Genomic DNA, 26,391 nt, shown 5'->3' on the forward strand with positions numbered 1-26,391 from the left:
TTCCTGTTACTTCAGTTCGATTTCGACAAAGGACATGGGGATGTCCCCGCCGTTGATCACATTGTGTTCCACGCCCTCGTCCCGGCGGTAAACGGTTCCGGCTGGGACGACAACGTCACGCGTTTCGCCATTTGCTTCCTCGAGTGTCATCCGGCATTCGGTCAGGGCAGTGATGACGTAATCCATCGCGTGCCGGTGCCAGCCGGTTTCAGCGCCTGGTGCGAAGTCGAACCGGGTGACCCTGACCCTGTCGTCATCGATAAGCTGGCTGGCGGTGGCCTTTTGTCTGCTCATCAGATTTCGCTCCATGGAAGGATACTATCGCGGTGAGTGCGTAACATGCGCGGCGTGTCTGCCGTCAGTCGATGGCGTGCAGCACATCGCGCAGTTTGCCGAATAGTTCGTCGATCTGGTCCTTCGAGATGATCAGCGGCGGCGACAGGGCAATGATGTCGCCCGTCGTGCGGATCAGCAGGCCGTCGTCATAGGCCTTCAGGAAGGCCGAGAAGGCCCGTTTGGTCGGTTCACCCGCGATTGGCGACAACTCGATCGCGCCGATCAGGCCCAGATTGCGGATGTCGATGACATTGGGGCAATCCTTCAGGGAGTGCAGGCCGTCTTCCCAGTATTGCGCCAGGTCGGCGGCGCGGGTCAGAAGACCCTCTTCCTCATAGGTGTCGAGCGTGGCGAGCGCTGCGGCGCAGGCGAGCGGGTGAGCCGAGTAGGTGTAGCCGTGGAACAGCTCGATCATGTGCTCCGGCCCGGTCATGAACGCATTGTAGATATCGGCCGAGCAGAAGACCGCGCCCATCGGGATGACACCGGATGTCAAGCCTTTGGCGGTGGTGATCAGATCCGGGGTCACACCGAAGAAATCCGTCGCGAAAGGTGCGCCGAGCCTGCCGAAACCGGTGATGACCTCGTCGAAGATCAGCAGGATGCCGTGCTGTGTACAGATCTCGCGCAGGCGTTCCAGATAGCCCTTCGGCGGGATCAGGACACCGGTCGACCCTGCCACGGGCTCGACGATGACCGCGGCAATCGTGGACGGGTCATGCAGCTGGATGATGCGGATCAGGTCTTCGACATATTCCGCGCCGTTTTCCGGAATGCCGCGCGTGAAGGCGTTGCGCTCGGGATCGTGGGTGTGGCGCATGTGGTCGACGCCGGTGAGCATGGTGCCGAAAGTCTTGCGGTTGGAGACGATGCCGCCGACCGAAATGCCGCCGAAGCCGACGCCGTGATAGCCCCGCTCACGGCCGATCAGCCGTGTGCGTGTGCCCTGGCCTATGGCGCGCTGGTAGGCGAGCGCGATTTTCAGCGCGGTATCGACACTTTCCGACCCGGAATTGGTGAAGAAGACATGGTCAAGGGGCGAGGGCGTCATGGCCGCAAGACGGGCGGCCAGTTCAAAGGCCTTGGGGTGCCCCATCTGGAAGGCCGGCGCATAGTCGAGTTCGGCTATCTGCCGCTGCACGGCTTCCACCACCTTCGGGCGGGAATGACCGGCATTGCAGCACCACAATCCGGCCGTACCGTCGAGGACCTGGCGTCCGTCCGAAGTCGTGTAATGCATGTCCTTGGCCGCGACAAACATCCGGGGAGCCTGCTTGAACTGGCGATTGGCCGTGAACGGCATCCAGAAGGCTTCGAGATTGTTGGTTGCAGCCTGGCTCTGTGCTGCCGGAGATGCCGGTGCTGACATATGTCCTCCTTGCGGCCTCTTGGTGGGGCCGGCTTTCGGTTTCTGCAGGAAAAAGAGGGCATGGCGCAGCCTCCGCTCTCGTCAGGGCGGTGCGGCAGCTCAAATCCTCTCCCCACGTCTGTTCCCGGCGATTTCACGCAGGCTTTTGCCTTTTGTCACCGCCGACTGTCTCTGGATGGCCTGTGGGCCCGTCCCGGTTTTTCCGGGTTTCCTTATGATGACTGTAACCGGACTTTCCTACAAGACATCCCCATTGCAGGGCCTTTTCGGATCGTCTAGCCTTCCGGCCACCTGGTCAATTTACCCTAGGTGTGATTTGACCAAATGGTCAAGATGCAAATCCGTTCGACATGGCTAATTTCTGGTCATTGTCCTGCGGAGTGGGTTGAGACCGGCCAGAAACCGCCGATCACGGGGTGTTCAGTCCCGGAAAACCGGCAAGGGAAGGGCGGTACGCCGCCGGGGAAGTGGACTTACTGATGACATGTCTCAGCGGGCAATCGCCTGCATCACCCAAGCAAGTCGGACTGAGCAGAATACAGGAAAAGAACCGGTCGCTGATTCTCGAAGCCGCACTGGGTGAATTTTCAAAAAAAGGATTTTCTGGCGCAACGGTTGAGCGCATTGCTGCCGAAGCCGGCATGTCGAAATCGAATTTGCTGTATTATTTTTCTTCCAAGGAATCGATCTATAACGCGACGCTTGCCCATATTCTGGAGATCTGGCTGACGCCTCTCAAAACACTCGATCCGCTTGGTGATCCGGCGGATGAACTTGCCGCCTACATTCGTCAGAAGATCGAATTGTCGGCGGAATTTCCGGAAGCCTCGCGGCTGTTTGCCAATGAAGTCATGCAGGGCGCGCCGCAGATCCTGCCCGTTCTGCAAACGGATCTGAAACGCCTTGTTCTGGAAAAAAGCCAGGTCATCAAGGACTGGATCGAAGCCGGAAGAATGGACGCGGTTGATCCGGTTCATCTGATTTTCACCATCTGGGCGACGACACAGCATTACGCGGATTTCTCGGTTCAGATCAGGGCGCTGACGGGGACGGATCTGAGCGATCCGGACTTTCACCAGTCAACCGTGGCCGCCGTGACCTCGCTGATCCTGAACGGCGCCGGCCTGAAATGGCCGCGGGAAGGCGATCCGGGCGCATGACGGACGAACCGTCCGATTTCAAGATTTCCTCCCGGATTCCGGTCACGGGACAGCTTTATATTTCACGAGACGATCTGTCCGAGGAATTTGTCAGGGCTTCCGGGCCGGGCGGTCAGAACGTCAACAAGGTTTCGACCGCGGTCCAGCTGCGCTTCGATCTGGAGGGCAACGAAACGCTTCCGGCGGATGTCAAGTCTCGCGCTGCGAAGCTTGCCGGCAGCCGTCTGACACTGAATGGAGAGATCCTGCTTCAGGCGGACAGGCACAGAACACGCGAGCGCAACAGGGAAGACGCTCTGGAACGGCTTCTGGAATTGCTGCGGAAAGCATCGGAAAGACCGAAGCCGCGCAAGGCCACCAGACCCACCCTGGGCTCCAAAAAACGGCGGCTGGAATCCAAGAAACAACGCGGCCAGATCAAGAAGATGCGTGGCCGTTCCGGACAGATGACCGATTGACGAATTCTGGAGCCGCACGCTCCAGACGGCCCTGAGCAGCCTATGTCCTGGCGATCTTAGCCCAGCGCACCCGGAACCGCGCTCGAAACGGCCGTTCGATCATAACGCGACAGCGCTCACACGATGTTTCATCGATGCGGGTATCGCTCCTCAGCTTGGACAGCGAACGCAAATGAAGTTCTGGCCGCTTGTGGCGGGCCGGTTCCGGTGATTAGGTGCAGGCCATTACCTGCATTGAAGACTCTCGATCGAACGTGATCAAGGGTGAGAATAATGACCGATTTTTGAAGCGTCAGCTCAACTTCTGTGCGGTCAATCGAACTCAGGATGCTCCAGGAAGAGACCCATGATTTCAGCTTCCGCAGGCGTGCGGTCCCAGGTGAGCACAGGTATTTTATTGATGTGTGCAGGCGTTGCCTGTCTGTGTGTCAATGATGCCATCGCCAAGACATTGACCGCGGGATATCACCCGATACAGATCCTCTTTGTGCGCAATTTGATCGCCTTGCCCATCGCGATACTGATTGCATTGAAGATGGGTGGACCGCCGGCGCTGCGTTCCTACCGGCCGGCGGCGCATCTGCTGCGCGGCGTTCTCTGGCTTGGCGCCGCGACGCTCTTTTTTACCGGCCTCAGTCTTCTCGAACTTGCCGAAGCCACCGCGCTTATCTTCGCCGCTCCGATTTTCATGACAGCGCTCTCCGCCGTTCTGCTGCGTGAACAGGTGGGATGGCGACGCTGGTTCGCCGTCGTTGTCGGTTTTGTGGGTGTGCTGATTATCGTGCGTCCCGGAACGGGAACTTTCCAGACTGCATCACTGTATCCGGTGGGAACCGCGGTCCTGTACGCATTCCTGATGATCAGCGCCCGTTGGGTCGATCCGCGTGAAAGCGTCTGGACGCTGATGGTCTATCTTGTCGGTGCAGGAGGCCTGCTCAGTGCGGTGCTGGTTCCATTCGTCTGGGTCGACCTCAGGCTCGAGGATGCCTGGCTGTTTTTCGCCATTGCGCTGTTCGGCACGGCGGGCATCACCATGATGACCCAAGCCTTTCGCTTTGCCCCGGCGGCTGTTGTGGCGCCTTTCGACTACAGCGGCTTGATCTGGGCGTCGGTGCTCGGTTGGCTGATCTGGAACGAAATCCCCGATCTGGCCACCTATATCGGCGCCGGGGTCATCATCTTGAGCGGTCTCTTCATCGTTCTGCGTGAGCGAATGCTGGAGACCTGAACCGGGCCGCGGTTGCCGCGCGGCTATCTTGAACGCGGTCTCACTTTATTTTCACGTAGGTGCCGGGAGCTTTGCAAAGCAGAGGATAACCACGCTCAGGATTGCCCACGGCCCGGGCCGGTACGGTTCCCGAGGACTGCCGTGTCAGCCAGTCGCTCCATTGCGGCCACCAGGAGCCGTCCGTGACCTCTGCCTGCTCCGCCCAATCGTCCGCATTCGGATGCGGGCCGCCGTGCTTGTAAAAGAGCTTGCGATAGCTGCGGTGCGGATGACCTGGCTCGGAAACGATGCCGGCATTGTGTCCGCCGGAGGTCAGGATGAAATCGACGTCCGTGTCGAACAGATGCACCAGCTTGAAGACCGATTTCCACGGCGCGACATGGTCGGTCGTGGTGCCGACTGCGAAAACGGGAACGCGGATGTCCTCAAGATGGACATCGTGACCGCCAACCTTGTAGCGTCCCTGGGAGAGATCATTGTTGAGGTAGAGCTGGCGCAGGTAGTCCGAATGCATCCGGTAGGGCATGCGGGTGGCATCCGCGTTCCACGCCATCAGATCGTTGGTGCCAGGGCGCTGGCCCAAGAGGTATTCCAGCACCATGCGAGACCAGATCAGATCCTGTGAGCGCAGCATCTGGAAGGCTCCGGCCATCTGCCATTGATCCAGATACCCTTTCAGCCACATCACGTCCTCGATGAAGGAAAGCTGGCTCTCGTCCATGAACAGGCCGAGTTCGCCCGGCTCGTCGAAGTCTACCTGGGCGGCGAGCATGGTCTGGCTCCGGATGCGGTCGTCCCCGTCGCGTGCCATCGCTGCAGTGGCCATCGCCAGCAATGTCCCTCCGAGGCAATACCCGGCGGCATGGATTTTTTCGGATCCGGTAATCGCTTCAACCGCATCAAGTGCCGTCATGACGCCGCGGTCGATATAGTCTTCCAGGCTGACATCCCGGTGGCTCTCGTCCGGGTTGATCCAGGATATGCAGAACACCGTGAAGCCTTGTGCAACCAGATAGCGGATGAGCGAATTTTCCGGTGAAAGGTCGAGAATGTAATATTTCATGATCCAGGCGGGAACGATCAGAAGAGCTTCCGCCTGAACGGTGTCCGTTGTCGGGGTATACTGAATGAGCTCGATGATGTCGTTGCGATAGACCACTTCTCCCGGGGTGATCGCGACATTCACGCCGGGTTTGAACGCTGTATCCTCTTGCTGGGGTTGAGCGGCCTTCATCGCGTCGCTCAGCATGTAGCCCAGGCCGCGCAGAAAATTGGCGCCGCCTTCCCGGAACGTCGCCTCGATCACATCCGGATTGGTGAGCGCGAAATTGGCAGGTGAGAACACGTCCAGAAATTGCCGGGTGTAGAACTCGACAAGCCTTTCATGCTGGGCTGTGACGCCGCTCACACCCATGGCCGCTTCATGCCACCATTGCTCGGTCAGCAGAAAAGACTGCGCGTAGATATTGAAGGGGAATTTCTTCCAGGCCGGAGACTTGAAACGATGGTCATGGGGCGGTGGCTGAATGCAGCAATCTGTCTCCTCGCCGTTCAGCGCGCAATCCATGACATACTTGCCGAGCCGGATCTGCTTTCGGCCAAGTTGCCTCAGGATCTGCTGCTGCTTGCCGGGAGAGATACCCAGATGCAGCATCCAGTCCTGCCAGGCCTGCAGGAGGCTGATCGGCGAAATCCCGAGTGTCATGGCAGCGAGCGCAGCATGATGGAAGCGGTCGGCAATCAGGAACATCCTGTCATCGCGGTCCCCCGCTTCCGCGAGCGCTGCAGACAGTTGCCGCTCGATGATCGAATGGACAGCGGTGGCAGGCAGGGCAGGCAGGACAGCTTTCTTCACAATGGTCTCCGGTAACAGACGCGACGATCACCCCAGGCACCGGATCGCCCGACCAGACGGCACGGCTGGAAGCGGGATCCGAAGCACTACGCTCTCGGCGAGGCGACAGTCCAAGCGCTCTTGTTTTTCGAGAGGATATTAGATGGGTATGGCGACGGGATATTGATCGGCATCAAACCGAACGGATTTTCTGCATTCCAGCTGTCGCCGGTTGCCATCTGTGTCAGCTATCCTGGTATGAATTCAGATGGTTCGGAATGAAGGTTGCCTGACTTCAGACTGGCACTTCTACCCTGCGCGTCGGAAAACTGTTCAAGCCACGACTTCAGGCGGTCGGTGGCGCGCAGGATGTCCCGATTCGCATGCGAGGCCGGATGCGGAAAACCTCGCTTTTCAGACCGTCCTTGTCATCCATGCGGGCGAGCAGGCGGTCGACCGCGATGTTACTGAGTGTTGCCGTGTCCTGCACAAGACAGGTGATTGACGGGTCCCAGCCTTCCGTCGGGTTGAACCCGTCGAAGCTGATGACAGAAACGTCGTCGGGCACTCTCAAACCCATGTTTTTCAAACCAGCCATCGTTCCCTGCACCTGCGGATTGGAAATGCAGATGATAACGGTCGGCCGTTGGGGCTGCGACATGAGACGCTGAACCTCGGAATAGGCGATATCGGCCGTGTGCACCGCGTGGCAGACGAACCGGTCGTCCATGGGATGGCCGGCTTTCGCATAGGCGGCCTTCACGGCGTCAAAGCGTTCATAGGAGGCCGAGATGCCCGGGCGGCCGACGAGCATTGCCGCGCGCTTGTGGCCGAGGCGCAGGAGATATTCGGCCACCAGAGTGCCGCCGAGGTCGTTGTCGTCGGCGACCGCATCGAACTTCTCCGGCGCCACGACGCGGTCGACAAGCACGGCGGGGCAGGAAACGGCGGTGGCGAAACGCTCCGCGTAACCTTCGCCAAGACTTGTGGGGGCAATGATCAGACCGGCGACACGATGACTGATCATGAGCGCAATATCGGCCATTTCGCGTTCGGGATCGTCTTCATTGCTGGCCAGAAGCATATTGTATCCCCGGTCAGCGACCGATCTCTGGACTGCCTTGGCGAGATGGGAGACCCAGGGCGCTGCGATGTCCGGCGCGACGAAGCCGATGGTCGTCGAGACACCCATGCGCAGATTGCGCGCGAATGGGTCGGGACGATAGTTGGCCTTCTCGACGGCCTCCCAGACACGCTTCTTGAGTTCCTCACTGACCGGCGCTGAGCCGGTGAGTGTCGCGGACACTGTGGTTGGGGAAACGTTTGCAAGGCGCGCGACGTCGCGGATGGTGGCCATTTTCTCTCGTTTATCGTGTTAACGCGTAACGGTTCGCGTCTTTATTTTCCCCAAACTAACGGATTTATCAAGGATTGTCGCCGGAAAAGGAGTTGCATTTGTTTAACTGCACGGTATCATGCGTAACGTTTCGTGTTTCTGATGGGCCGGTGTGATTTAATCAGTCGAACCGGGGGAGGAGTTAGCGCGAAACGATTTGTGGACACTTTCAGGGAGGATAGTGAAGTGCCGCGACATCTATTCCGTGCAGTCGGACTTGCAGTGCTTATGGTTACGGCTCAGGCCGCATCGGCCGAAGAAACGTTACGCCTTCGCATGAACGGCGACGTCAATGTTCTTGACCCGATCTCAACGACCAATTTCACCATCCGCAATGCCTCGTATCTGATGTTCGATACGCTGTTTGCGATGGACGAGGACTACAAGGTCCAACCGCAAATGGCCGAGGGAGCCGACGTCTCTGACGACGGGCTCGTCTATACCATCACGCTTCGCGACGGCCTGAAGTTTCACGACGGCTCGCCGGTGACGGCCGAGGATGCGGTTGCTTCGATCAAGCGCTGGGGAACCGTCGACGGTCTCGGCAAGATTCTGTTCTCAAAGACGGCGAGCCTGGAAGCTACGGACGACAAGACGATCGTTCTTACACTCAATGAGCCCTGGGGACTGGTTCTCGACGCGCTCGGCAAGATCTCGTCCAACGTTCCGGTCATCATGCCTGCCGAGCAGGCGGCCAAACCTGCAAGTGAGGCGGTCACCGAACCGATCGGTTCCGGTCCCTACAAGCTGCTGCCGGATGAATGGGTCCCGGGGAGCATCGTCGTCTTTGAAAAATTCGACGACTATGTGCCGCGCGGTGAACCGGCCAGCCTGGCAGCAGGGGGGAAGGTCGCCCATTTCGATAAGGTGGAGATCCAATATATTCCGGATACTGCGACAGCGATCAATGCGCTGATCGCCGGTGAAATCGACTGGATTGAGGAAGTTCCGGCCGACATGCTGATGTTTTTCGACGGCGTGGAGACCGCGAAGACTGTCGCGGCGCGCCAGTCCGGCAATTCCGCGCAGCTTGTGGTGAACCACCTCAACCCGCCATTCGACAACCCCAAGATCCGGCATGCCCTGCAGCTCGCCGTCGAGCAGACGCCGTTCCTTCAGGCCGCTTTCGGTGATGCCACCGACAGTTATCTGGAATGCGCGGCGGTGTTTTTCTGCGACACGCCCTACGCGAGCGATATCAACACCGACCGGGTGTTGAAACGCGATCCGGAGGCAGCAAGAAAACTTCTTGAAGAGGCCGGTTATGACGGCACGCCCGTGCTGATCATGCACGTCACGGACATTGCTTCACAGGATAATTTCTATTCGGTGCTGGCACCGATGCTGAAAGAGGCCGGTTTCAATGTCGATGTGCAGCCGACCGACTGGGCGACTGTCGCGACCCGGCGGGCAAGCAAGGAACCGGTCGAGAATGGCGGCTGGAACGTTTTCTTCACCGGTTGGGGGTTTGTCGACCAGTCCAATCCCATGACGAATGTCTATGTGTCCGGCGATTGCGACAATGCCTGGTTCGGCTGGGCCTGCTCGGAGCGCCTGCAGGAGCTGCGCACACAGTTCGCTGTCGCAACGAGCGAGGAAGAGCGCAAGAAGCTGGCGACTGAAATGCAGGAGATCACCCATGATCTCGTCAGCTACGTCCCGCTTGGCCAGGCGTTTCCTTCGGTCGGTCTCTCAACGGATCTGAAAGGCTATATCGACGGGCCGGTTCCCTTCTTCTGGAACCTGGAACGGACGCACTAGGCTGAAGCCGGACCGCGGCGGCTGAAGCTGCGGTCCGGACACGCCGTATCTGGCTTCTGGGTTCAATCGACTGTCGAAAAGGTCTCGATACGCCAGTGCTTGTCTCATTTTCCGCTTTCATACGCTTTCCTGTAAAATCAGGTTGGTCTTGGGTTCCATTCAGGAATTGAATTGATGATCCGCTACGCTGCCGCCCGTGTCCTGGCAGGCATACCCACGCTTCTGCTGGTTTCAGTGTTCATATTCTCCCTGGCTCACATCACGCCTGGAGATCCGGCTATCCTGCTGGCCGGGGACAACGCCACGCCGTCCCAGGTTGCTGAAATCAGGTCACGGCTCCATCTGGATCTTCCGCTTGTGCAGCAGTTCGGCATCTGGCTTGGCAATGCTTTGCGGTTTGACCTTGGCAACTCCATTTATTCCGGCAAACCGGTGACGGAACTGATCGCGCAAAGGATCGAGCCGACACTGGTCCTCAGTTTCGTCACGCTCTTGTTGACCGTGCTGGTCGCGGTGCCGCTCGGCGCCGTCTCGGCCTGGAAGGCGAACAGCATTATCGATCGCATCTCGATGGGGATTGCCGTTGCAGGGTTCTCCATACCGGTCTTCGTGATCGCCTATCTTCTCGTGTATCTATTTGCCGTGAAGTTGAGGCTTTTCCCGGTGCAAGGCTACAAATGGCTCGCCGACGGCTGGATCGCGACGCTCAACAGCGTCACGCTTCCCGCAATTGCCCTGGCTTTTGTCTTCTCTGCCTTGATCGCCCGGGTCACGCGCGCCTCCGTTCTGGAAGCGTTGGGTGAAAACTATATCCGCACGGCACATGCCAAGGGGCTCGGTGCGCCGCGGATCCTGTTCGTGCATGCACTCAGGAGCGTGGGCGTTCCTGTCATCACCGTCATCGGTATCGGCTTTGCGACGCTGGTCGGCGGCGTTGTGGTGACGGAATCCGTCTTCAACATACCCGGCATCGGGCGGTTGACCGTCGATGCGGTCACGCGGCGCGACTATCCGGTGATCCAGGGCGTCATCCTGTTCTTCTCCGTAGCTCTCATCTTCATCAACCTTCTTGTCGATCTGAGTTATGCGTTTATCGATCCGCGGATAAGGGGCTGAGATGGCCGTGAGCGATTCAGACATTCGATTGAACGCCAACGCAGCGGTTCCCGAACGGCGCAATCCAACGCTGGAAGCGCTGCTGGAGGCGGCCCGTGAGCCGTGGACCCTGATCTGTTCCCTGATCCTGCTCGGTTTCCTGGCAATGGCCGTCCTGGCGCCTTTCCTCGCCGGCGATCCAACTGCCATCAATCCCGCGCAACGCCTCCGGCCACCGTCTTTCGAGGCATTTTGGGGGACGGACCACCTTGGCCGGGATGTCTTTGCCCGGGCGATGAACGGTGCGCGCATGTCGCTGACTGTCGGTGTCTGCGTCGCCATTCTGTCGGCCATTCCCGGTGTAGCCATCGGGATATTCGCCGGGATGAACCGGGTGGGCGGGGCGCTTGTCATGCGGGTCATCGACGCAATGATGGCAATTCCCGCGGTTCTGCTCGCCATTGCCCTCGCTGCCCTGCTGCAGCCCGGATTGACGACATTGATCATCGCGATTTCCATCCCGGAAATTCCGCGCATGGTACGGCTGGTCCGCTCCGTGGTTCTGTCGGTGCGCGAACAGCCCTATGTCGACGCGGCCGTTTCGGTCGGAACCGGAGGTATGAAGCTTGTGACGAAGCACATTCTTCCCAACACGGTCGCGCCGGTGATCGTGCAGGCAACCTATGCGGCAGCCTCGGCGATCATCGCCTCCGCAGTGCTGAGTTTCCTGGGGGTGGGGACACCTCCTGACATTCCGAGCTGGGGCGGGATGATGGCCGATGCGCGCAAGTTCTTTCAATTCTATCCAATGCTGATGGTCTACCCGGGGGTGCTTCTGTCGCTTCTCGTGCTGGTGACCAATGTTCTGGGAGACAGGCTGTCGGATGCGCTCGATCCCCGCAAAATGGCACGGAGCATCTGACATGAAGACTTCCGATACCGTTTTGACGGTCAGAAATCTCAGTCTGACATTCGGACGCGGCAAGACCGCCCTTCATGCGCTCGACAATGTCAGCTTGAGCGTGAAACAGGGCGAAATTCTCTCCCTTGTCGGCGAATCCGGGTGCGGCAAGAGTGCCGCGATGATGGCGATCCTCGGACTGCTTCCCAAACGCATTGCCAAAATTAGCGCCAGCGATATCCGGTTGGGGGACATGGATCTCGCCGGGGCCTCGCAGAGCGCGTTGCGTAAAATTCGCGGCAACAGGATCGGCATGATCTTCCAGGACCCGATGACGTCGCTCAATCCGGTCCATACCGTTGGCTTCCAGATCGGGGAGGTCGTTCGCCGGCACAGGGGCTTCAGCTGGAAGCAGGCACGGCAACAGGCCTTGCGGATGCTGGATCTCGTCCGCATTCCCGACCCGGCCCGCCGGCTAGATGCTTATCCGCACGAACTTTCCGGTGGAATGCGGCAAAGGGTGATGATCGCCATGGCACTGGTCTGTGAACCGGAACTCCTGATTGCGGACGAACCGACCACCGCGCTTGATGTCACCGTACAGGCGCAGATCATGGCGCTTATAGACGAACTGCGCACTGATCTCGGCATGAGCGTCGTTCTGATCACGCATGATCTGGGTGTTGTAGCGGCAACGGCCGACCGTGTGGCCGTGATGTATGCCGGCCGCATTGTGGAAGACGGTCCCGTCGAGGCGGTTTTCCGCCGGCCCTCGCACGGCTATACGGCCGGTCTCATGCGTTCCCTGCCGTCAGACGGCCAGGTCCACCAGGGGCGTCTTCAGGAAATTCCCGGCAGCGTTCCGCGTCTGGCGCGTGCTGCAGACCATTGTGCATTCGCGCCACGCTGCGCTTTTGCCGGTTCCAGATGCCGTCAGGAGGTGCCCCAGCCGTCGGATCTGGGAACCGGGCATTCCACCCGCTGTTTCGAACACGCGTCGGTTTACGCCGAACTTGCGGAGAACTCTATCGTGAGGGCCTGGAGATGAGTGAAACGGTTCTCGATATTGACGGCGTTTCACGGGACTTTGCCGTCGGCCGACTGGCCAGCGGTCGTCCGCGCCATCATTTGCGCGCGGTCGATCATGTCGACCTTTCCCTGAGAGCAGGGGAGACCCTGGGCCTCGTCGGAGAATCCGGCTGCGGCAAGTCAACCCTGGCCCGTATCATGATGGCGCTGGACCACCCCACCGCCGGTTCAGTCCGGCTCAACGGCGCCTCCTGGTCGGGGCTTGCTCCGGGGCAACTGAAATCCCGGCGCCGCCACATTCAGATGATCTTTCAGGATCCCGTGGCATCGCTGAACCCGCGCATGACGGCGCGTGCCAGCATCAGCGAACCCCTGACCAATTTCACCCGCCTGGATGCGGTTTCGATCGGCCGCCGTACCGAGGATCTCGCTGCACAGGTGGGCCTTTCCGGGCACCATCTGGACCGGTTTCCTCATGAGCTTTCCGGCGGGCAGTGCCAGAGGGTCGGCATTGCAAGAGCGATCGCGGCGGAACCCGATGTCCTGATCGCGGACGAACCGGTTTCGGCGCTCGATGTCTCCATCCAGGCGCAGATCCTCAATCTTCTGCTTGATATCAAGGAGCGCATGGGCCTGGCCATGGTGTTCGTTTCTCACGACCTTTCCGTGGTCAATCACATCGCTGACCGCACTGCGGTCATGTATCTCGGCAGGATCGTGGAAATCGGCCCGACGGAAAAAGTGTTCTCAGATCCCAGGCACCCTTACACGCGGATGCTTCTGGGCTCAGTACCGCATCCGCTTCCCTCGGCACGGCACGCAAGGCCGGAAGTTCGCGGAGAGCTGCCGAGCCCTCTGTCGCCACCGTCCGGCTGTCATTTTCGAACACGCTGCCCGATCGCCATCAAGGAGTGCGCAAACACCGTGCCGTCCAGTCAACCGGCGGAAGCCGAACACCGCGCGGCCTGTCTTCGGCTCAATGCGGAAACTGAAAAGGGTTCGCTGCATGCCTGAATCCGTTGTTCTCATCCCCGGGCTGCAGGCCGACGGAATTTCCTGGCTCAATCTTCTCGGCAGGCTGGCACGTCAGTATCCGGTCACCGTTCCCAGGGGACATCAGTTCGAAGACACCATCTTCGGCATGGGCGAACGCATCATCGGTCAACTTCCGCCAAGGTTTCATCTGGTCGGCTGGTCCATGGGGGGCTATGTCGCCTTTGAAATCCTGCGTCGCTGGCCGGAAAGATTGCTCAGCCTGACGCTGATCGCCACCACCGCCGCGCCGGAATCCGCGTTTTCACGGCCGCGGCGGACGGAGGCCCTGAGCGTGGCCCGCTCGGAAGGCATGCGAAGCTATCAGACCCGGAACATGAAACGCTGCCTGTTCGATCCGGACAGCGCCGATCCTTCACTGATCGAGGCGATCGTGCAATCGTCAGAGACCCTTGGCTTGTCGGCGCTGGAGCGCCAGACCCAGGCCATTCTTTCCAGACCGGATTCGCGTCCGGACCTTGGCCGCTGTCCCTGTCCCGTTCTGATAGCGGTGGGAAAAAACGACGAGATCATTCCGCCGGAAAATTCCAGGGAAATGCATCGCCTTCTCCCGTCGGCGGCCTATCTCGAATTCGAAAATTGCGGACACTGCCCCCCACTGGAATGCCCCGATGAAGTGTTTCGAAGCCTGAACGACTGGTTTCTGTCGGTCGAAGGGCTTCTGGTCGCCTGAGTTGCTCCTCAAGTTTTTGAAACTATGGTGAGTTCGGGCAATATGCTGTTTTTTGGGGGAGGGGCGGTTTCCACGGTAATTCCTTCAAGGAAATGATCGCCGACTGTGCCTGACTGGTGCTCGATTGCGAACCGGGCTCGACGGTGGCGAGGCGACGCGGCATTCACCCGGGTCTATGAGGAATTGAGCCATGAAAAGTTTTGTCTGCACATTCAATATCGAAACAGGCTCCGAAACCGTCGTCCTAGCCGCCGACCGTCATCTCGAGGCACCGAACTGGACCCGTGACGGGTTGGAGCTGATCGTCAATGGTGACGGCAGGCTCTACAGGCTTGCGCTGGCCGACCCGGGCCTTGCTGAGATCGACACCGGCTTTGCGGACAAGCTCAACAATGATCACGGTCTGTCTCCTGACGGATCGAAGCTGGTGATCAGTGACTCTTCTCAAACCACGGAAAGCTGCATCTACATTCTGCCCGCCACGGGCGGCACACCGAAAAGAGTGACTGACAAGGTGCCGTCCTACTGGCACGGCTATGCGCCGGACGGCCGGACGATTGCCTATACGGCCAAGCGCGACGAGACCTATCAGATCTTTACGTGCCCCGTGGACGGGGGAGAGGAGTTTCAGGTCACCTCGGACTTTGACCATTGCGATGGACCGGACTATACGCCGGACGGGCAGTGGATCTGGTTCAACGGCGAGCGGGCCGGCTCGGTCCAGCTCTGGCGCATTCGTCCCGATGGCAGCGGGCTGGAGGTCATGACCGACGACGAACGGGTCAACTGGTTCCCGCACCCGTCGCCGGACGGTCAAAAGGTGGTCTACCTGGCCTATGAAGGCGGCACCAAAGGGCACCCGGGCGGCAAGAGTGTGGAATTGCGGCTCATGCCGGCCGACGGTGGGGCGCCGCAGATCCTTTGTTCGCTGCATGGAGGGCAGGGGACGATCAATGTTCCCTCGTGGGCGCCGGACAGCAAGCGTTTCGCCTATGTGCGATATGAAGGTTGAGCAAGGTCAGCGAAGCGGCTGTACGCGGAATCCAGGATACTGCATTTCATAGGCTTAGAGGGACGAAACAGGAATTGAAATAAGACAAATAATTATATAAAACAATAACTTGTAACAAGATTCAACGGGTCTCTTGTGCCTTTTCAAGCCTTGAAAGCAACTCTCCAAACCGCTCGGCAATCGAGTGATCAGGTTTCCAGAGAATGTCCTGTCCGTCCAGGCGGGTTCTCGGCACAATGTGGAAGTGCAGGTGAAACACATCCTGCTGCGCGTCTGCGCCATTGCTGCAGACGATCTGCAGGTTGTCGATACCGAGAGCGCTACGATAGGTCCGGCAGATCGTTCTTATCGCGGATGCCAGAGCGCGGACATTGTCGTCGTTTACGTCAAAAATGTCAGTGGCGTGCTGTTTCGGGATGACGAGCGTGTGGTATTCAGCGACCGGCGCCCGGTCAAAGAAGGCTACGACAAATTCATCCTCATAGACCTTTGTGGCAGGCAGGCGGCCGGCGGCGATCTCACAAAAAATACAGCGTTCCATCTGTGAACCTTGCAACATCGGCGCTCATACGGTCAACGTTTGCCGCTGCGGGCAGGGCAGAAAGCAAGGCGGAAACGCTCGCAACCCCGAGATATCGAAAAGCGGGGAACACCTGCTGGCTGGAGCACGCATTGGCGGAAATGAGAGGACCGAAACTGAGCCTGTCAGACCCGCCGGGCATTCTGTCTCGCGAAATCCTTCATTTTTCCGAGATCCGGCTTGAAAGGCCTTCCACCGGGATCAAACGCATTCTTGAAAGTGAATGCGGTTGGGCCTGGACCCTCAGCCATCAATGTCTCGAAGCGTTCGACAGCTTCTGTCCAGTCCGGCCTGTTTCCGTCCTCTACCCACCATAGGACATACTCGGGAATATGGTCCGCCGAGACGTGCCAGTCCTTGCCGTGCCGCAGCACTCGTCCATGCGGTCCCTGGTAGGTCGCAGCCATAAGTGCTTCGATGGAGGACCAGAGGGAGAGCGTTGAGGGCGCCCAACCGTCCCCGTTGCTGTTCGACCAGCAGTCAGGGAACACCTGCTCACCCCAACTTGGTGAGCCGTCCTCGCCATCGTAGCCGGAACGCGCAATAAATCCTTCTGCATTTTCGAGGGTGAAGAATGTTCCCGGTTCAGCTTCTCTGAACCCGCTGATTTGTTCCGACTGATACGGGGCAACGAACTGATTGAACGTATAAACGGCAAGCTTGTGCTCTTGCATCTGTTTCCCCGGATACACACAGCAGCACAGTATGAATTTCAGTATCGGTCACCGATCGCTGATGTTGAAATTGAATTAGCCTAGCAACTGGGCCGGTTGCAAGTTGTCACTAACGAGAATGGTGACGAGTTCCGCCAGACAGAGCAGGCAGCTTGGCGCCTTTGTCGAAGTTCGTAATGTGCCCGGCTTACATATCAATTTCGCATAATCAATATTATGGAACATTTATAGATAGCCAATATGGCCGTGCGATCAGTGGGTTGTCTTGTTCCCGTCAGGTTTGATGGCTTTCGGCGCCGCTGGTGTGTCTTGCCGTCGGTTTGACACGCATGCTCAGCCCCTGGCTTCATGCGCGGCAAGGTCTTCGTCCGTGGCGTCAATGACACGGCGTGCGATGTCGTAGGAAAAGCCGGCGCGGCATAGTGCGGCCATGTCCTTGTCGCGGCGGTCCTTGTTATCGGTTCTAAACGGGCCAAGCCGACGGCGTCTTGCGAAAATGAATGCGGCGCCGAGATCGTCCCGGGCATCGTTTTCCAGGACCGTGCGGATGGTTTCCCGGTCGACGCCTTTGGCGCTCAGTTTCGCCTCGATCTTGCGTTGCGAGCCACCTCGGCGTCTGAGGCCGGCGACCTTTGTTTCCGCGTATGTCAGATCGTTCACCAGGCTGCTCTGGCAGCACTTTTCCACAACGGTATCGATCATTTCGGAAAATTCGCCCGGATCGCGTTCATGGGCCATGCAGGCCTTCAGGACCTTGCGCTCGAGCACCTTGCGCAAATTGGCCGCCGACGATGCATAGCGTTCCAGGTAATAGACCGCCGATCTGGTCAGCCGGTCTTCTGTCGGGATCTTGTAGCGGGGTTTGTCCGGCAACAGCTTTATCGCTTCAGGTTTCTATGTTTACGGACAGACAATGCGCATGCCGTCATAAGCCGGCTCGATGTTGTCCGGCAGTTCCCGGCAAAGGCTCCTGTAGTCCAGATCGTTGTGAAGATTGGTGAAAACGGCTTTTTTCGGGGCCAATTTCGACGTCAAGGCAAGGGAGTCTTCCAGGCAGAAATGGCTGGGATGTGGACGGCGGCGCAGGCAGTCAAGGATGAGATAATCAAGTTTTTTCAGTGTGTTGACGCTTGCGTACGGGATATCGGAGACATCGGGGACATAGGCGGTATCGCCGATGCGAAATCCAAGCGCATCGATGTCGCCGTGGGTGACTGCAAGGGGTTGAAACGTCAGTGGACCACCTTCCCCCGTGATCGTTACCGGGGTGCCGGGTTCCATGAGACGATGCTCCAGGATCGGCGGGTAATTGGAGCCGGGCGGTGTTTCAAAACAATAGCTGAAGGCATGATAGGCGCGCTCGAACGTCGAGGCGTCCATGAAGACCGGCATCTTCTTGCCGGAGCGCACCATGAAGGCGCGCAGATCGTCGATACCATGCAGATGATCGGCGTGTTCATGGGTATAAAGGACCGCGTCCAGATGAGAGATTTCGGCTCTGAGCAATTGTTCGCGAATGTCCGGGCCGGTGTCTATCAACACGGTTGTGCACCCGTTTTCCCCATGTTTTTCCACAAGAAGTGCACATCGGGAGCGCCGGTTTTTAGGCTCATCGGGGTCGCAGTCGCCCCAGTCGTTGCCGATGCGCGGCACGCCGCCGGAAGACCCGCAACCGAGGATCGTGAAGACGACGCTCATTCGTGCGAAGCCTGCGTGTTGAGAGCCGACTGCGGTACCTTGCGGAACAGCCGGAAGAAGTTTTCGGTCGTCTGCCGGGCGATTTCCTCTTCGGACACGCCGCGCGTTTCAGCCAGTACGGCGGCGGTCATGGCGGTATAGGCCGGCTCGTTGCGTTTGCCGCGCCTGGGCTGCGGAGCGAGATAGGGCGCGTCGGTTTCCACGAGCAGCCGGTCCGCCGGAAGCTCCCGGGCAATGTCGCGCAGTTCCTCGGAGCGCTTGAAGGTCAGGATGCCGGAAAAGGATACGTAAAGACCAAGCTCGATCCCGGTCATGGCAAGCTCCCTGCCGGAGGAGAAACAGTGCAGGAGGGCCGGAAAGGCCCCCTTCCCCATTTCCTCGCGCAGAATTGCGGCCATGTCGTCGTCGGCATCGCGGGAATGGATGACCAGCGGCAGGCCGGTCTGACGTGCGGCCTCAATGTGAATGCGCAGCCCTTCGGCCTGGGCATCACGGGGAGCCTTGTCATAAAAGTAGTCGAGACCGGCTTCGCCGATGGCAACCACCTTGGGATGAGCCGCCAGCGCGATGATCTCGTCGGCGGGGATGCCGCGCTCGGTTCCAGCGTTATGGGGATGCGTGCCGACCGAACAATAGACCTGCGGGAATTCCTCCGCGATGGCGCGCACCTGATCGAACTTGCGGATATGCGTGCAGATCGTCACCATCAGGTGGACACCTGCCTGCGCGGCGCGGTCGATCAGTTCGGCGCGCTCGCCGTCGAAATCGGGAAAATCGAGATGGCAGTGGCTGTCAACGAGCATGAATGGTCCAGAAATCGGTCTGTGTGCGGGGCGTTCGGAATTTGTGCGTCAGCGCGACTTGATAGCCGGAAACTGAAAAAATCCCAAGATGGTGGCCGCAGGTTTTCAAAAGCAGCCATTTGACAGCGGTTCTGTCAACCGGAGAAGATCAGGCGGTACGAAGCGCCAGGAAGAAGTCCAGAACCACCTGTTTTCTATCTAGATTGAGTGCGTCTGCGTCGCTGATGGCCTTGTTGGTCCTGTCCCACAGTTCCACAAGCGGGTAAGCGTTGCGAACGCCGCTGGCAAGGTCGCGCCGCATGCGTTCGTGCAGCCAGATCCGGGCGATATGCTGGAAGCTTTCCCAGTTGTCGGACTGGCCGCGCGCGGCGATGAGATCGGCAAGTGCGTGGACTGCCGCCAGGTCCAGCTTCTCGGCGTTTTCGGCGTGCTTTTTCAAGCCCTTGGCGATGGTCAGACCGTCTCCCGACAAAAGCGTGATCGCCGCGCGCAGGCTTCCATCCGCGGCTTCGGAGATTTCACGCAGATCGTCTTCAGCCGGAATGCTGTCGGGTGCCAGATCACGCAGGGCGTTTGAAATATCGTTGCTGCTCAAGGGCGAAAGATCCAAACGCCGGCAGCGCGAGCGGATCGTCGGCAGCAACCGTCCGGGCGCATGACTGAGCACGAGGAACAGGCAGCGTTCCGGCGGTTCCTCCAGGATTTTCAAAAGCGCATTGGCCGAACTGATGTTCAGATCGTCGGCGGCATCGACAATGCAAATGCGCCAGGAGTTTGCGGAGGCTGTGGTGCCGAAAAAAGACACTGTGCGCCGGATTTCATCGACCGGCAGGTCCGACTTGAACCGCTTGGATTTGTCGTCCCAGGGCCGGCGCAGATGCAGGACATTGGGATGACCGCCGGCTTTCAGCTGGCGGGCGACCGGATGATCGGCGGGTACGGACAGATCCTGCGCAGCGGCGACATCGGCGCCAAACCGGTCTGGATGGGCAAGGGCGAACCGTGCAAAGCGAAAGGCCAGCGTCGCCTTGCCGATGCCCTTCGGACCGCCGAGGATCCAGGCGTGATGAAGACGCTCGGAGCGGTAGGCGTCGAGAAGAGCCCGTTCGGTGGCTTCATGCCCGATCAGCCGGTCTTTTTCGTGCGGCGGTGGAAAGCCGGGCAGCACATCGACTTCGGGCCGGACCGCAAGATCCTGAGAGCGCGCCATCAGCGGGCCTCCTTGCGCGTCACTGCCTGCGCATCGTCGGCGGTGTTCAATTCACCGGCGAACCTGTCGCTCACAGCTTTGCGAATGGCGGTTGCGACGTATTCGGGATCTTTCGTGCCATCGACGACCGCAAAGCGGAAAGCTTCTTCCTTTGCCAGTTCGACGAACAGTCTTCTACGGCGCTCGTGGACGTTCAGCGCCTCGCCCTCGAAGCGGTCCGGGCCGCCGCTATCATCGGTCTGCGAGCGGCGCGCCACTCTCTTCAGGCCGATTTCCGCGGGAATGTCGATCAGGATAGTCAGCTCCGGGCGGACACCGGCGACCGCAGTTGTTTCGAGAAGTTTCAGATAATCCGTGTCGACCCCGGCCTCGCCCTGATAGACTCGGGTGGAATCGGCGTAGCGATCGCACAGCACCCATTGGCCGCGATCAAGGGCGGGTTTGATCGTGGTATCGACATGGTCCGCCCTTGCGGCGGCGAAGAGCATCGCTTCCCCTCTCGGGCCAAGGTCCTTGACCTCGCCTGACAACAGAAGCGCGCGTATCTTTTCCGCACCCGGCGAACCTCCCGGCTCCCTGGTGACCAGAACAGATTGCCCGAGGCTTTCCAGATAGACTTTCAGGCGGGCGATCTGGGTCGATTTCCCGGCCCCCTCACCGCCCTCGAAAGTTATGAAATGTCCAGGCACCTGATCTCGGCTCCGATTGCGAGGCTGTTCAGAAATGTTTCGGCCGACTCATATCAGGTCTTGGGGCGGATGTTGATATCTCTATCCGATCCATCCGAAGAGCAGTTCCTGAAGGCCGTCCACTGCGCGTCCGAACAAGGTCCCTTGAGCGACGGACGCGCCGGTGACCAGCGGCGCCCTGTAGACGACGCCGTCCTTGCCGATGACCTGCAATTCTCCTGCCGGCCTGCCTTCTTCAAGCGGCGCGACGAGCGGCCCCTCGTAGACCACGCGGATGCGGTAATCCAGTGTTCCGCCCCGGGCGAGAAGGACGTCGATGTCCTTGCGCGCCACAAGCGGTACGCTGCCGCTCGTGCCGCCGAAGACCCTGCCTTCGGCAACCACGTCACCTGAGGAAAAGAGCGTCTGAACGGCGAAAAACTCCCAGGCGCCTTCGATGACTTCCTGCAGGGTCTGAAGCCTGTGTTTGTCGGATGTCAGACCGGCGACCGACGCAATCACCCGGCGTCCGTCGCGGTTGACCGACCCTAGACCGGCGTAACCATCCGTGGGGTCGGAGCCGCCGCCGAGACCGTCCAGATTGCGGATTTCACCCAGAAGCGGGTTCTTGTTGCGCTGGAAGATCTTGTTCCAGGTGAATTCCGGCAGGGAAAAAAGCGCATAACGTTGCGGATGGCTCTCGAGGATATATTCGGCGAGGCGCGTCTGATCGCGCACGGTGGTGCGTGCGGGCTGGCTCTCGTGGCCGGTCGGGTTGGAGAACTGACTGTTTGTCATGCCTATGGAGTGCGCCAGCCGTGTCATTCGCGCGGCAAAGGCCTCCTCGGATCCGTCGAGACACTCGGCCAGAACAATTGCAGCGTCATTGGCGTTGTGGACGAGCAGGCCCTTGAGAAGATCGTCCACGGAGATCTCGGACTTGATGGCGGCGAACATGGTGGAGCGGCCTGAGGGCGCTCCGCCCGTCCGCCAGGCGTGTTCGCTCACCTTGCAAAGCTGGTCCGGCTGCATCTCGCCGTCCTTCAGTGCCTGAAAGACAGTTGCGGCCGTCATCACCTTGACGAGCGATCCGGGCGCGAACGGTTCGTCCGGCGCCTTGGCGTATAGGATTGTTCCGGATGCCGGTTCGTAGAGGAACGCTTTCGGCGCCTTCGTGGCAATGGCCTCGGCAGCGTTGAGGGGCGAGACCTGTCCCGATGCGAAAGCAACAAGTCCTGCAACGGCAATTACTCGGAGAACAGTACCGAAGGAAGCATGGCGTGATTTTCTCAGTGAGTTTCCGGATCTTGCTGAACGCATCTGAGTTCTTTCACCCGTCGACAGTTCATCCAGATTTAGACCGTAGCGCCTTCCAGCCGGCAAACAGACAGCAGTCCCTTGAAATCGGACTGCTGTTTATTCCGCAGTGGCTCTGGCTGCCAGCTCGCGCATCGACAGTCCGGATGAGGACGTGGTGATGAGCAAGGCGTGGGCTTCGGAAATACGCTTGTTGGCGGCAAAGGAGGATATCGCGCTGCCATCAATGAGGCCGGTCGGCGTGCCTGGTGCCGGTACGCGCAGAACACCGAGGGTTCCCTGGGCAGGCGCAGGACCGGCGGTGTAAGCGGAGCTCACCGGTTCAAACCTGTTGTTGGATGCGACCTTGATGGTCGGGCTGCCGGCCTCAAAGGCAATTGCGGGGTCAAACGCAACTGTCAGGCTCGCGGGGCTCTGCGCCTGATAGGCGGCAACGGAAGGTGCCGCGGCCAGATACGGACGCGTTGCAGGTGCCGGAACATTGCCAAAGACGACGGTCGGGGCTGCCTGAATAACTTGCGGTTCCGCCTGGGCGATCATGGTTCCCGGACGTGTCGTGCCCGGTTCCACAGCACCAGGTCCGCGATAGGACGCCATCAGGAAGCTTTCGTCCTGGCCGTGCAGGGGAGCCTTGCCGACATATTCAACCTTGACCTTGCCGACACCGGCAGTCTTGGTGCCGAGCATCGTGGCTGCCCGTTCAGATAGATCGATCACGCGGTTACCATGGAATGGTCCGCGATCGTTGACGCGAACGACCATCGAACGGCCGTTTTCCACGTTGGTTACGCGCGCATAGGACGGCAAAGGCATCGTCGTATGTGCTGCGGTGATGGCGTTGCGGTCAAAGATCTCGCCGTTGGCAGTCTTGCGGCCGTGGAATGTCGGCCCGTACCAGGAGGCCAGTCCTGTTTTCTTGTAGTTCGGATCTGTCTTTGGATAGTACCACTTGCCGGCAATCTTGTATTTCTTGCCGACGACGTAACGTCCGCCGCCTTTCGGCACTGGTTTGCCGGCGGCCACCATGCGCGGGCTGCCTTTGACGCCGTATTTTTTCGGGCTGAACTTGGCGGTTTCCTGGGTGGTGCTGCTGCAGGCTGCGGCTACGGACACCGCGGCGATGATCATCAGCCCTGTCCGCATCTGGGCCCAGATACCGCTGTTGAATCGCGCTTCGGAGGATTTCATTGAAGACGTTTCCGCCACGTGGTCTGTCCCCTGGACTACCGCCTGGCAAGATTGCCCGTCTATCCCATCCATACTGCCGTCCTACTCAATTACGCGCCGGCGGCCCCGCGACTCACGCGATACATTCCGGCGCGTGGTTCGATCCGCGTCGGTTCACAGGCATTTCAGATCTATCGATCATTCCCCGCAAGACGCACTGCCCCCGCCGTGAGTCTCGCAATCTGCCTACTAAAGCGTATTTTTATTACTTCAAAGTAAACCGACCGTCGAGGCTCCACGCCGCTTTCATTTCAACAACTCCCACCTTTCTGCCGTCAGCCATTCGACAGACCTGCCGGTTCTGTCTCCAAGTATCGGAAAACACGCCCTTTTTGCGTTGAGTGACCGGCCGTTTCAGCGTGTTGCATGCAGGGCACAGTCGGCCAAAATTCGGCAATAGGTTGCTATGTGACCTACATCACATTCACACCTGACCGATCCGCGTAGATTCACCATGTTGCCGATGACTGCTCAGTCATCTGCATTGCTGGATCCCACCTCCAGCATTGGCCGCCGGTTCAAAACCCTGCCCACGACACCGGACCGGCGGCCCCTGCCCTTTGGTTTTGTTCCGGTCCCGCAGCGCAAGCCCTGCCCCTGCAAGCGTCCGGTACCGGAACAAACCGAAGGTGCGGCACGTCGCCGGACAAGACCTTCCACACGAATTCCACGACCCGAACACGGACGATGAATGCGCGCTCTTGACTTTCGTTCAAAGACGAAGGAAACGGAGGATCGGCAGCAGGCATTCTTCCGAACGCGGCTGCCTGCGGTGAGGTGGCCGAGTGGTTTAAGGCAGCGGTCTTGAAAACCGCCGTGCGTGAGAGCGTACCGTGGGTTCGAATCCCACCCTCACCGCCATTTTTCTTTTATGATCAAACACCACAAAATCATCTGAAAACCGACTTTCTTATGGAACCAAACGGCGCGACGCGCGTTTGTGTATCAAACCGGTGCGTCCGGAGTGTCATATTTGGCTCCACGCAGGCATCTGTTCTCCGATGCTCGACCACCATTTGGGTTCGGCCGTAACTCAATAGCCGAACTTGCGGCCCAGGCAGACGGCAAACTGGTGGTGAGATACTTCACATGACATTTTCAAAGAGCAGACCGCGCATCGCAGTTGTCGGCATGGGGCCGCGCGGGTTGGGTGCTCTCGAGGCACTAGCCGAACGGGTCGAGGAAAGCGGCTTTCCGATAGATGTCGATATCTTCGACCCGGTCGCCCAGGCGGGAGCCGGTCCGAACTTCAGTCCCGATCAAAGCGAACTGTGTCTGTTGAATCTTCCGCTCCGCGAGGTTTCTCTGGGATCGCCGGGCTTTGCCGGTTCAAGCCTTGGGAAACTCTCTGAATTCGAACCTCTCGATGCTGATCCAGAGGTCTTTCCGGCGCGCGCCGGTCTCGGTCTTTATCTTTCCGCCCGGTTCAAGGATCTTGCCGACAATGCGCGCTGTTTTCATATGACGCAGCATTTCGCGACGGTGCAGAGGGTCTCCAGTGGCAACGACGGCTGGTGGATTGAGGCAAAAGGAGAGCGTTTTGGTCCCTATGCGGAAGTTCTTCTCACACAGGGCCAACCGGACACCGTGCCGGACGAGCAACTGGCGCGTTGGCAGAGCCATGCAAATGACAGCAAGGGCGAGCTGATCGCCGCCTATCCCGCAAACGCTCTGCTTTCCGCAGCCCAAGAGTGGTCGGGGCGTACAGTGGCCATTCGCGGTCTGGGGCTTTCCACGCTGGATGTCCTGCGGCTGTTGACCTGCGGCATGGGTGGGCATTTTGAAGGTGGCGAGTATCACAGATCCGGTCGTGAACCTCTGAGAATTCTGCCCTTTTCTCTGGACGGCTTTCCGCCATTCCCGAAACCGGCCAATGTCGATCTGGATAACGCGTTCGACCCGACACCGGAAGAAACCAGGGCGTTTGAAATGGCTCTTTCCAAGGCGCTTGTTGCAAGCCCCGAGGACGCGCTGGTCGCCATTTGCGAGGCGTTCCATGTCCCGGCGATGCGTATTCTGGAGGCAAGCGGCTCTTCAGCCGATCAGAAAGCTGTCGAAAAATGGCTCGAGATCGAACGGGACAATCCCGGCGCACAGGAGACCCGGTCCCCGATTGAGGTTCTGCGGGAGGGTATAGACATGGCCGAGGGCCTTCTGCCGCCCTCACCGGGTTTCGTGATCGGCCAGCTTTGGCGCAAGTGGCAGAATGCATTGCGGCGCGGGTTCAATCCGGCTCGGGTCGAGGCGCGAACCGCCAGCGCATTGATCGGTTTCGACGAAGGTCTGAAACGCTATTCCTATGGCCCGCCACTTCGTTCCGCGAGAGAACTTCTCATGTTGATCGAAGCCAAGGTGGTCGACCTGCGCGCAGCGGACGATCCGGATATCGAGCTGATTGCCGACGGATGGCGGCTTGAGGAGGATGGGTCCCTGGTGACCGCATCCGTCATGATTGACGCGGTCATGCCTCCGCCGGCTCTGGACAAATCGGACGACCCGCTGATCACGCGTCTGATGGACGAAGGCCGTATCTGCGCTGTCGCGGAGGGGCTTGGCGCGCAAACCCAAGCAGACGGTCAGCTTGTCGGCCGGAACGGCGAAGTTCAGCATGGTTTGAGCCTGCTGGGGCGACTGGCGCTTGGCAGCGTGATCGCGGTTGATTCCATCCACGACTGTGTCGGTGCCGCGACCGACCGCTGGGCGGATAGCGTCCTCAGCCGGATCGGCTGAAGGGATACCTAACGGATAGGGCTCGTACTCCGGCGCCTTCCGGCACTTTGCTGCGTGTGGGCCGCACCGGCAATAACATCACAATGGCTATTTGCCGCTCCTGAGAGTTTCGCCTATCATTTGTCATTGAGGATTCCGCTGCTTCGGAATGTCATGACATTTGGGAGGAGAGTGTCGGC

Annotated in this window: 24 protein-coding genes and 1 tRNA gene; 12 read left to right on the forward strand and 13 right to left on the reverse strand. The window is 59.4% G+C overall.

Annotated features, from left to right (window positions below):
* Positions 1–6: 6 nt before the first annotated feature.
* Complete coding sequence (locus tag Q1B40_RS09480; RefSeq protein WP_299812994.1) at positions 7–294, reverse strand: cupin domain-containing protein; 288 nt, start codon at positions 292–294, stop codon at positions 7–9.
* 64 nt (positions 295–358) lie between these two features.
* Positions 359–1,705: an aspartate aminotransferase family protein gene (locus tag Q1B40_RS09485; protein ID WP_299812997.1), complete on the reverse strand. Its 1,347-nt coding sequence runs from the start codon at positions 1,703–1,705 to the stop codon at positions 359–361.
* A gap of 479 nt (positions 1,706–2,184) precedes the next feature.
* Between Q1B40_RS09485 and Q1B40_RS09490 the strand changes: the two genes are divergently transcribed.
* The 3 genes from Q1B40_RS09490 to Q1B40_RS09500 all read left to right on the forward strand — a co-directional run bounded on the left by Q1B40_RS09490 (position 2,185) and on the right by Q1B40_RS09500 (position 4,551).
* A complete protein-coding gene (locus tag Q1B40_RS09490; RefSeq protein WP_299813000.1) occupies positions 2,185–2,865 on the forward strand; it encodes a TetR family transcriptional regulator C-terminal domain-containing protein in 681 nt (226 codons plus the stop codon).
* Positions 2,862–3,323, forward strand: coding sequence for an alternative ribosome rescue aminoacyl-tRNA hydrolase ArfB (arfB, locus tag Q1B40_RS09495; RefSeq protein WP_299813003.1), 462 nt, complete (start codon positions 2,862–2,864; stop codon positions 3,321–3,323). Before Q1B40_RS09490 ends, arfB begins: the two co-directional genes overlap by 4 nt.
* 346 nt (positions 3,324–3,669) lie before the next feature.
* Positions 3,670–4,551, forward strand: coding sequence for a DMT family transporter (locus Q1B40_RS09500; RefSeq protein ID WP_299813006.1), 882 nt, complete (start codon positions 3,670–3,672; stop codon positions 4,549–4,551).
* Between the two features lie 40 nt (positions 4,552–4,591).
* On the opposite strand, the gene Q1B40_RS09505 is transcribed toward Q1B40_RS09500, so the two are convergent.
* On the reverse strand, positions 4,592–6,406 hold the full coding sequence (locus Q1B40_RS09505; RefSeq protein WP_299813009.1) for an alpha/beta fold hydrolase: 1,815 nt from the start codon (positions 6,404–6,406) through the stop codon (positions 4,592–4,594).
* A 325-nt stretch (positions 6,407–6,731) separates the two neighbouring features.
* A complete protein-coding gene (locus Q1B40_RS09510; RefSeq protein WP_299813012.1) occupies positions 6,732–7,742 on the reverse strand; it encodes a LacI family DNA-binding transcriptional regulator in 1,011 nt (336 codons plus the stop codon).
* A gap of 225 nt (positions 7,743–7,967) precedes the next feature.
* On the opposite strand from Q1B40_RS09510, the gene Q1B40_RS09515 reads away from it, so the two are divergent.
* The 7 genes from Q1B40_RS09515 to Q1B40_RS09545 all read left to right on the forward strand — a co-directional run bounded on the left by Q1B40_RS09515 (position 7,968) and on the right by Q1B40_RS09545 (position 15,305).
* Positions 7,968–9,542: an ABC transporter substrate-binding protein gene (locus tag Q1B40_RS09515; protein ID WP_299813015.1), complete on the forward strand. Its 1,575-nt coding sequence runs from the start codon at positions 7,968–7,970 to the stop codon at positions 9,540–9,542.
* Positions 9,543–9,716: 174 nt separating this feature from the next.
* Positions 9,717–10,658: an ABC transporter permease gene (locus Q1B40_RS09520; RefSeq protein ID WP_299813018.1), complete on the forward strand. Its 942-nt coding sequence runs from the start codon at positions 9,717–9,719 to the stop codon at positions 10,656–10,658.
* Positions 10,659–10,665: 7 nt separating this feature from the next.
* Positions 10,666–11,559, forward strand: a complete 894-nt coding sequence (locus Q1B40_RS09525; protein WP_299813021.1) for an ABC transporter permease — start codon at positions 10,666–10,668, stop codon at positions 11,557–11,559.
* Between the two features lies 1 nt (position 11,560).
* Complete coding sequence (locus Q1B40_RS09530; RefSeq protein ID WP_299813024.1) at positions 11,561–12,586, forward strand: ABC transporter ATP-binding protein; 1,026 nt, start codon at positions 11,561–11,563, stop codon at positions 12,584–12,586.
* Entirely contained in the window at positions 12,583–13,581 is a 999-nt protein-coding gene (locus Q1B40_RS09535; RefSeq protein WP_299813027.1) for an ABC transporter ATP-binding protein, read from the forward strand. Before Q1B40_RS09530 ends, Q1B40_RS09535 begins: the two co-directional genes overlap by 4 nt.
* Complete coding sequence (locus Q1B40_RS09540) at positions 13,574–14,293, forward strand: alpha/beta hydrolase (protein WP_299813030.1); 720 nt, start codon at positions 13,574–13,576, stop codon at positions 14,291–14,293. Before Q1B40_RS09535 ends, Q1B40_RS09540 begins: the two co-directional genes overlap by 8 nt.
* A 190-nt stretch (positions 14,294–14,483) precedes the next feature.
* A complete protein-coding gene (locus Q1B40_RS09545; protein WP_299813033.1) occupies positions 14,484–15,305 on the forward strand; it encodes a hypothetical protein in 822 nt (273 codons plus the stop codon).
* Positions 15,306–15,426: 121 nt separating this feature from the next.
* On the opposite strand, the gene Q1B40_RS09550 is transcribed toward Q1B40_RS09545, so the two are convergent.
* The 9 genes from Q1B40_RS09550 to Q1B40_RS09590 form a co-directional block, all read right to left on the reverse strand.
* Positions 15,427–15,864 (reverse strand): HIT family protein, encoded by a 438-nt coding sequence (locus Q1B40_RS09550; protein WP_367279114.1) that lies wholly within the window; start codon positions 15,862–15,864, stop codon positions 15,427–15,429.
* Between the two features lie 146 nt (positions 15,865–16,010).
* On the reverse strand, positions 16,011–16,559 hold the full coding sequence (locus Q1B40_RS09555) for a DUF3291 domain-containing protein (protein WP_299813039.1): 549 nt from the start codon (positions 16,557–16,559) through the stop codon (positions 16,011–16,013).
* A 333-nt stretch (positions 16,560–16,892) separates the two neighbouring features.
* Complete coding sequence (locus Q1B40_RS09560) at positions 16,893–17,432, reverse strand: regulatory protein RecX (RefSeq protein ID WP_299813042.1); 540 nt, start codon at positions 17,430–17,432, stop codon at positions 16,893–16,895.
* Between the two features lie 27 nt (positions 17,433–17,459).
* Positions 17,460–18,257 (reverse strand): MBL fold metallo-hydrolase, encoded by a 798-nt coding sequence (locus Q1B40_RS09565; protein WP_299813045.1) that lies wholly within the window; start codon positions 18,255–18,257, stop codon positions 17,460–17,462.
* Entirely contained in the window at positions 18,254–19,060 is an 807-nt protein-coding gene (locus Q1B40_RS09570; protein ID WP_299813048.1) for a TatD family hydrolase, read from the reverse strand. Before Q1B40_RS09570 ends, Q1B40_RS09565 begins: the two co-directional genes overlap by 4 nt.
* A gap of 148 nt (positions 19,061–19,208) precedes the next feature.
* Positions 19,209–20,270 carry a DNA polymerase III subunit delta' gene (locus tag Q1B40_RS09575; protein ID WP_299813052.1) on the reverse strand — a complete coding sequence of 354 codons (1,062 nt, stop codon included), beginning with the start codon at positions 20,268–20,270 and terminating at the stop codon, positions 19,209–19,211.
* Complete coding sequence (tmk, locus tag Q1B40_RS09580) at positions 20,270–20,959, reverse strand: dTMP kinase (protein WP_299813055.1); 690 nt, start codon at positions 20,957–20,959, stop codon at positions 20,270–20,272. Before tmk ends, Q1B40_RS09575 begins: the two co-directional genes overlap by 1 nt.
* 81 nt (positions 20,960–21,040) lie before the next feature.
* A complete protein-coding gene (locus tag Q1B40_RS09585) occupies positions 21,041–22,258 on the reverse strand; it encodes a D-alanyl-D-alanine carboxypeptidase family protein (protein WP_299813057.1) in 1,218 nt (405 codons plus the stop codon).
* Positions 22,259–22,354: 96 nt separating this feature from the next.
* Positions 22,355–23,443 carry a septal ring lytic transglycosylase RlpA family protein gene (locus Q1B40_RS09590; RefSeq protein WP_299813060.1) on the reverse strand — a complete coding sequence of 363 codons (1,089 nt, stop codon included), beginning with the start codon at positions 23,441–23,443 and terminating at the stop codon, positions 22,355–22,357.
* Between the two features lie 810 nt (positions 23,444–24,253).
* Between Q1B40_RS09590 and Q1B40_RS09595 the strand changes: the two genes are divergently transcribed.
* Both Q1B40_RS09595 and Q1B40_RS09600 read left to right on the forward strand, forming a co-directional pair.
* Positions 24,254–24,343, forward strand: a tRNA-Ser gene (locus Q1B40_RS09595).
* Between the two features lie 228 nt (positions 24,344–24,571).
* Complete coding sequence (locus Q1B40_RS09600; RefSeq protein ID WP_299813063.1) at positions 24,572–26,212, forward strand: FAD/NAD(P)-binding protein; 1,641 nt, start codon at positions 24,572–24,574, stop codon at positions 26,210–26,212.
* Positions 26,213–26,391 lie beyond the last annotated feature (179 nt).

This window comes from uncultured Roseibium sp. (genome assembly GCF_947496995.1).
Taxonomy (GTDB): domain Bacteria; phylum Pseudomonadota; class Alphaproteobacteria; order Rhizobiales; family Stappiaceae; genus Roseibium.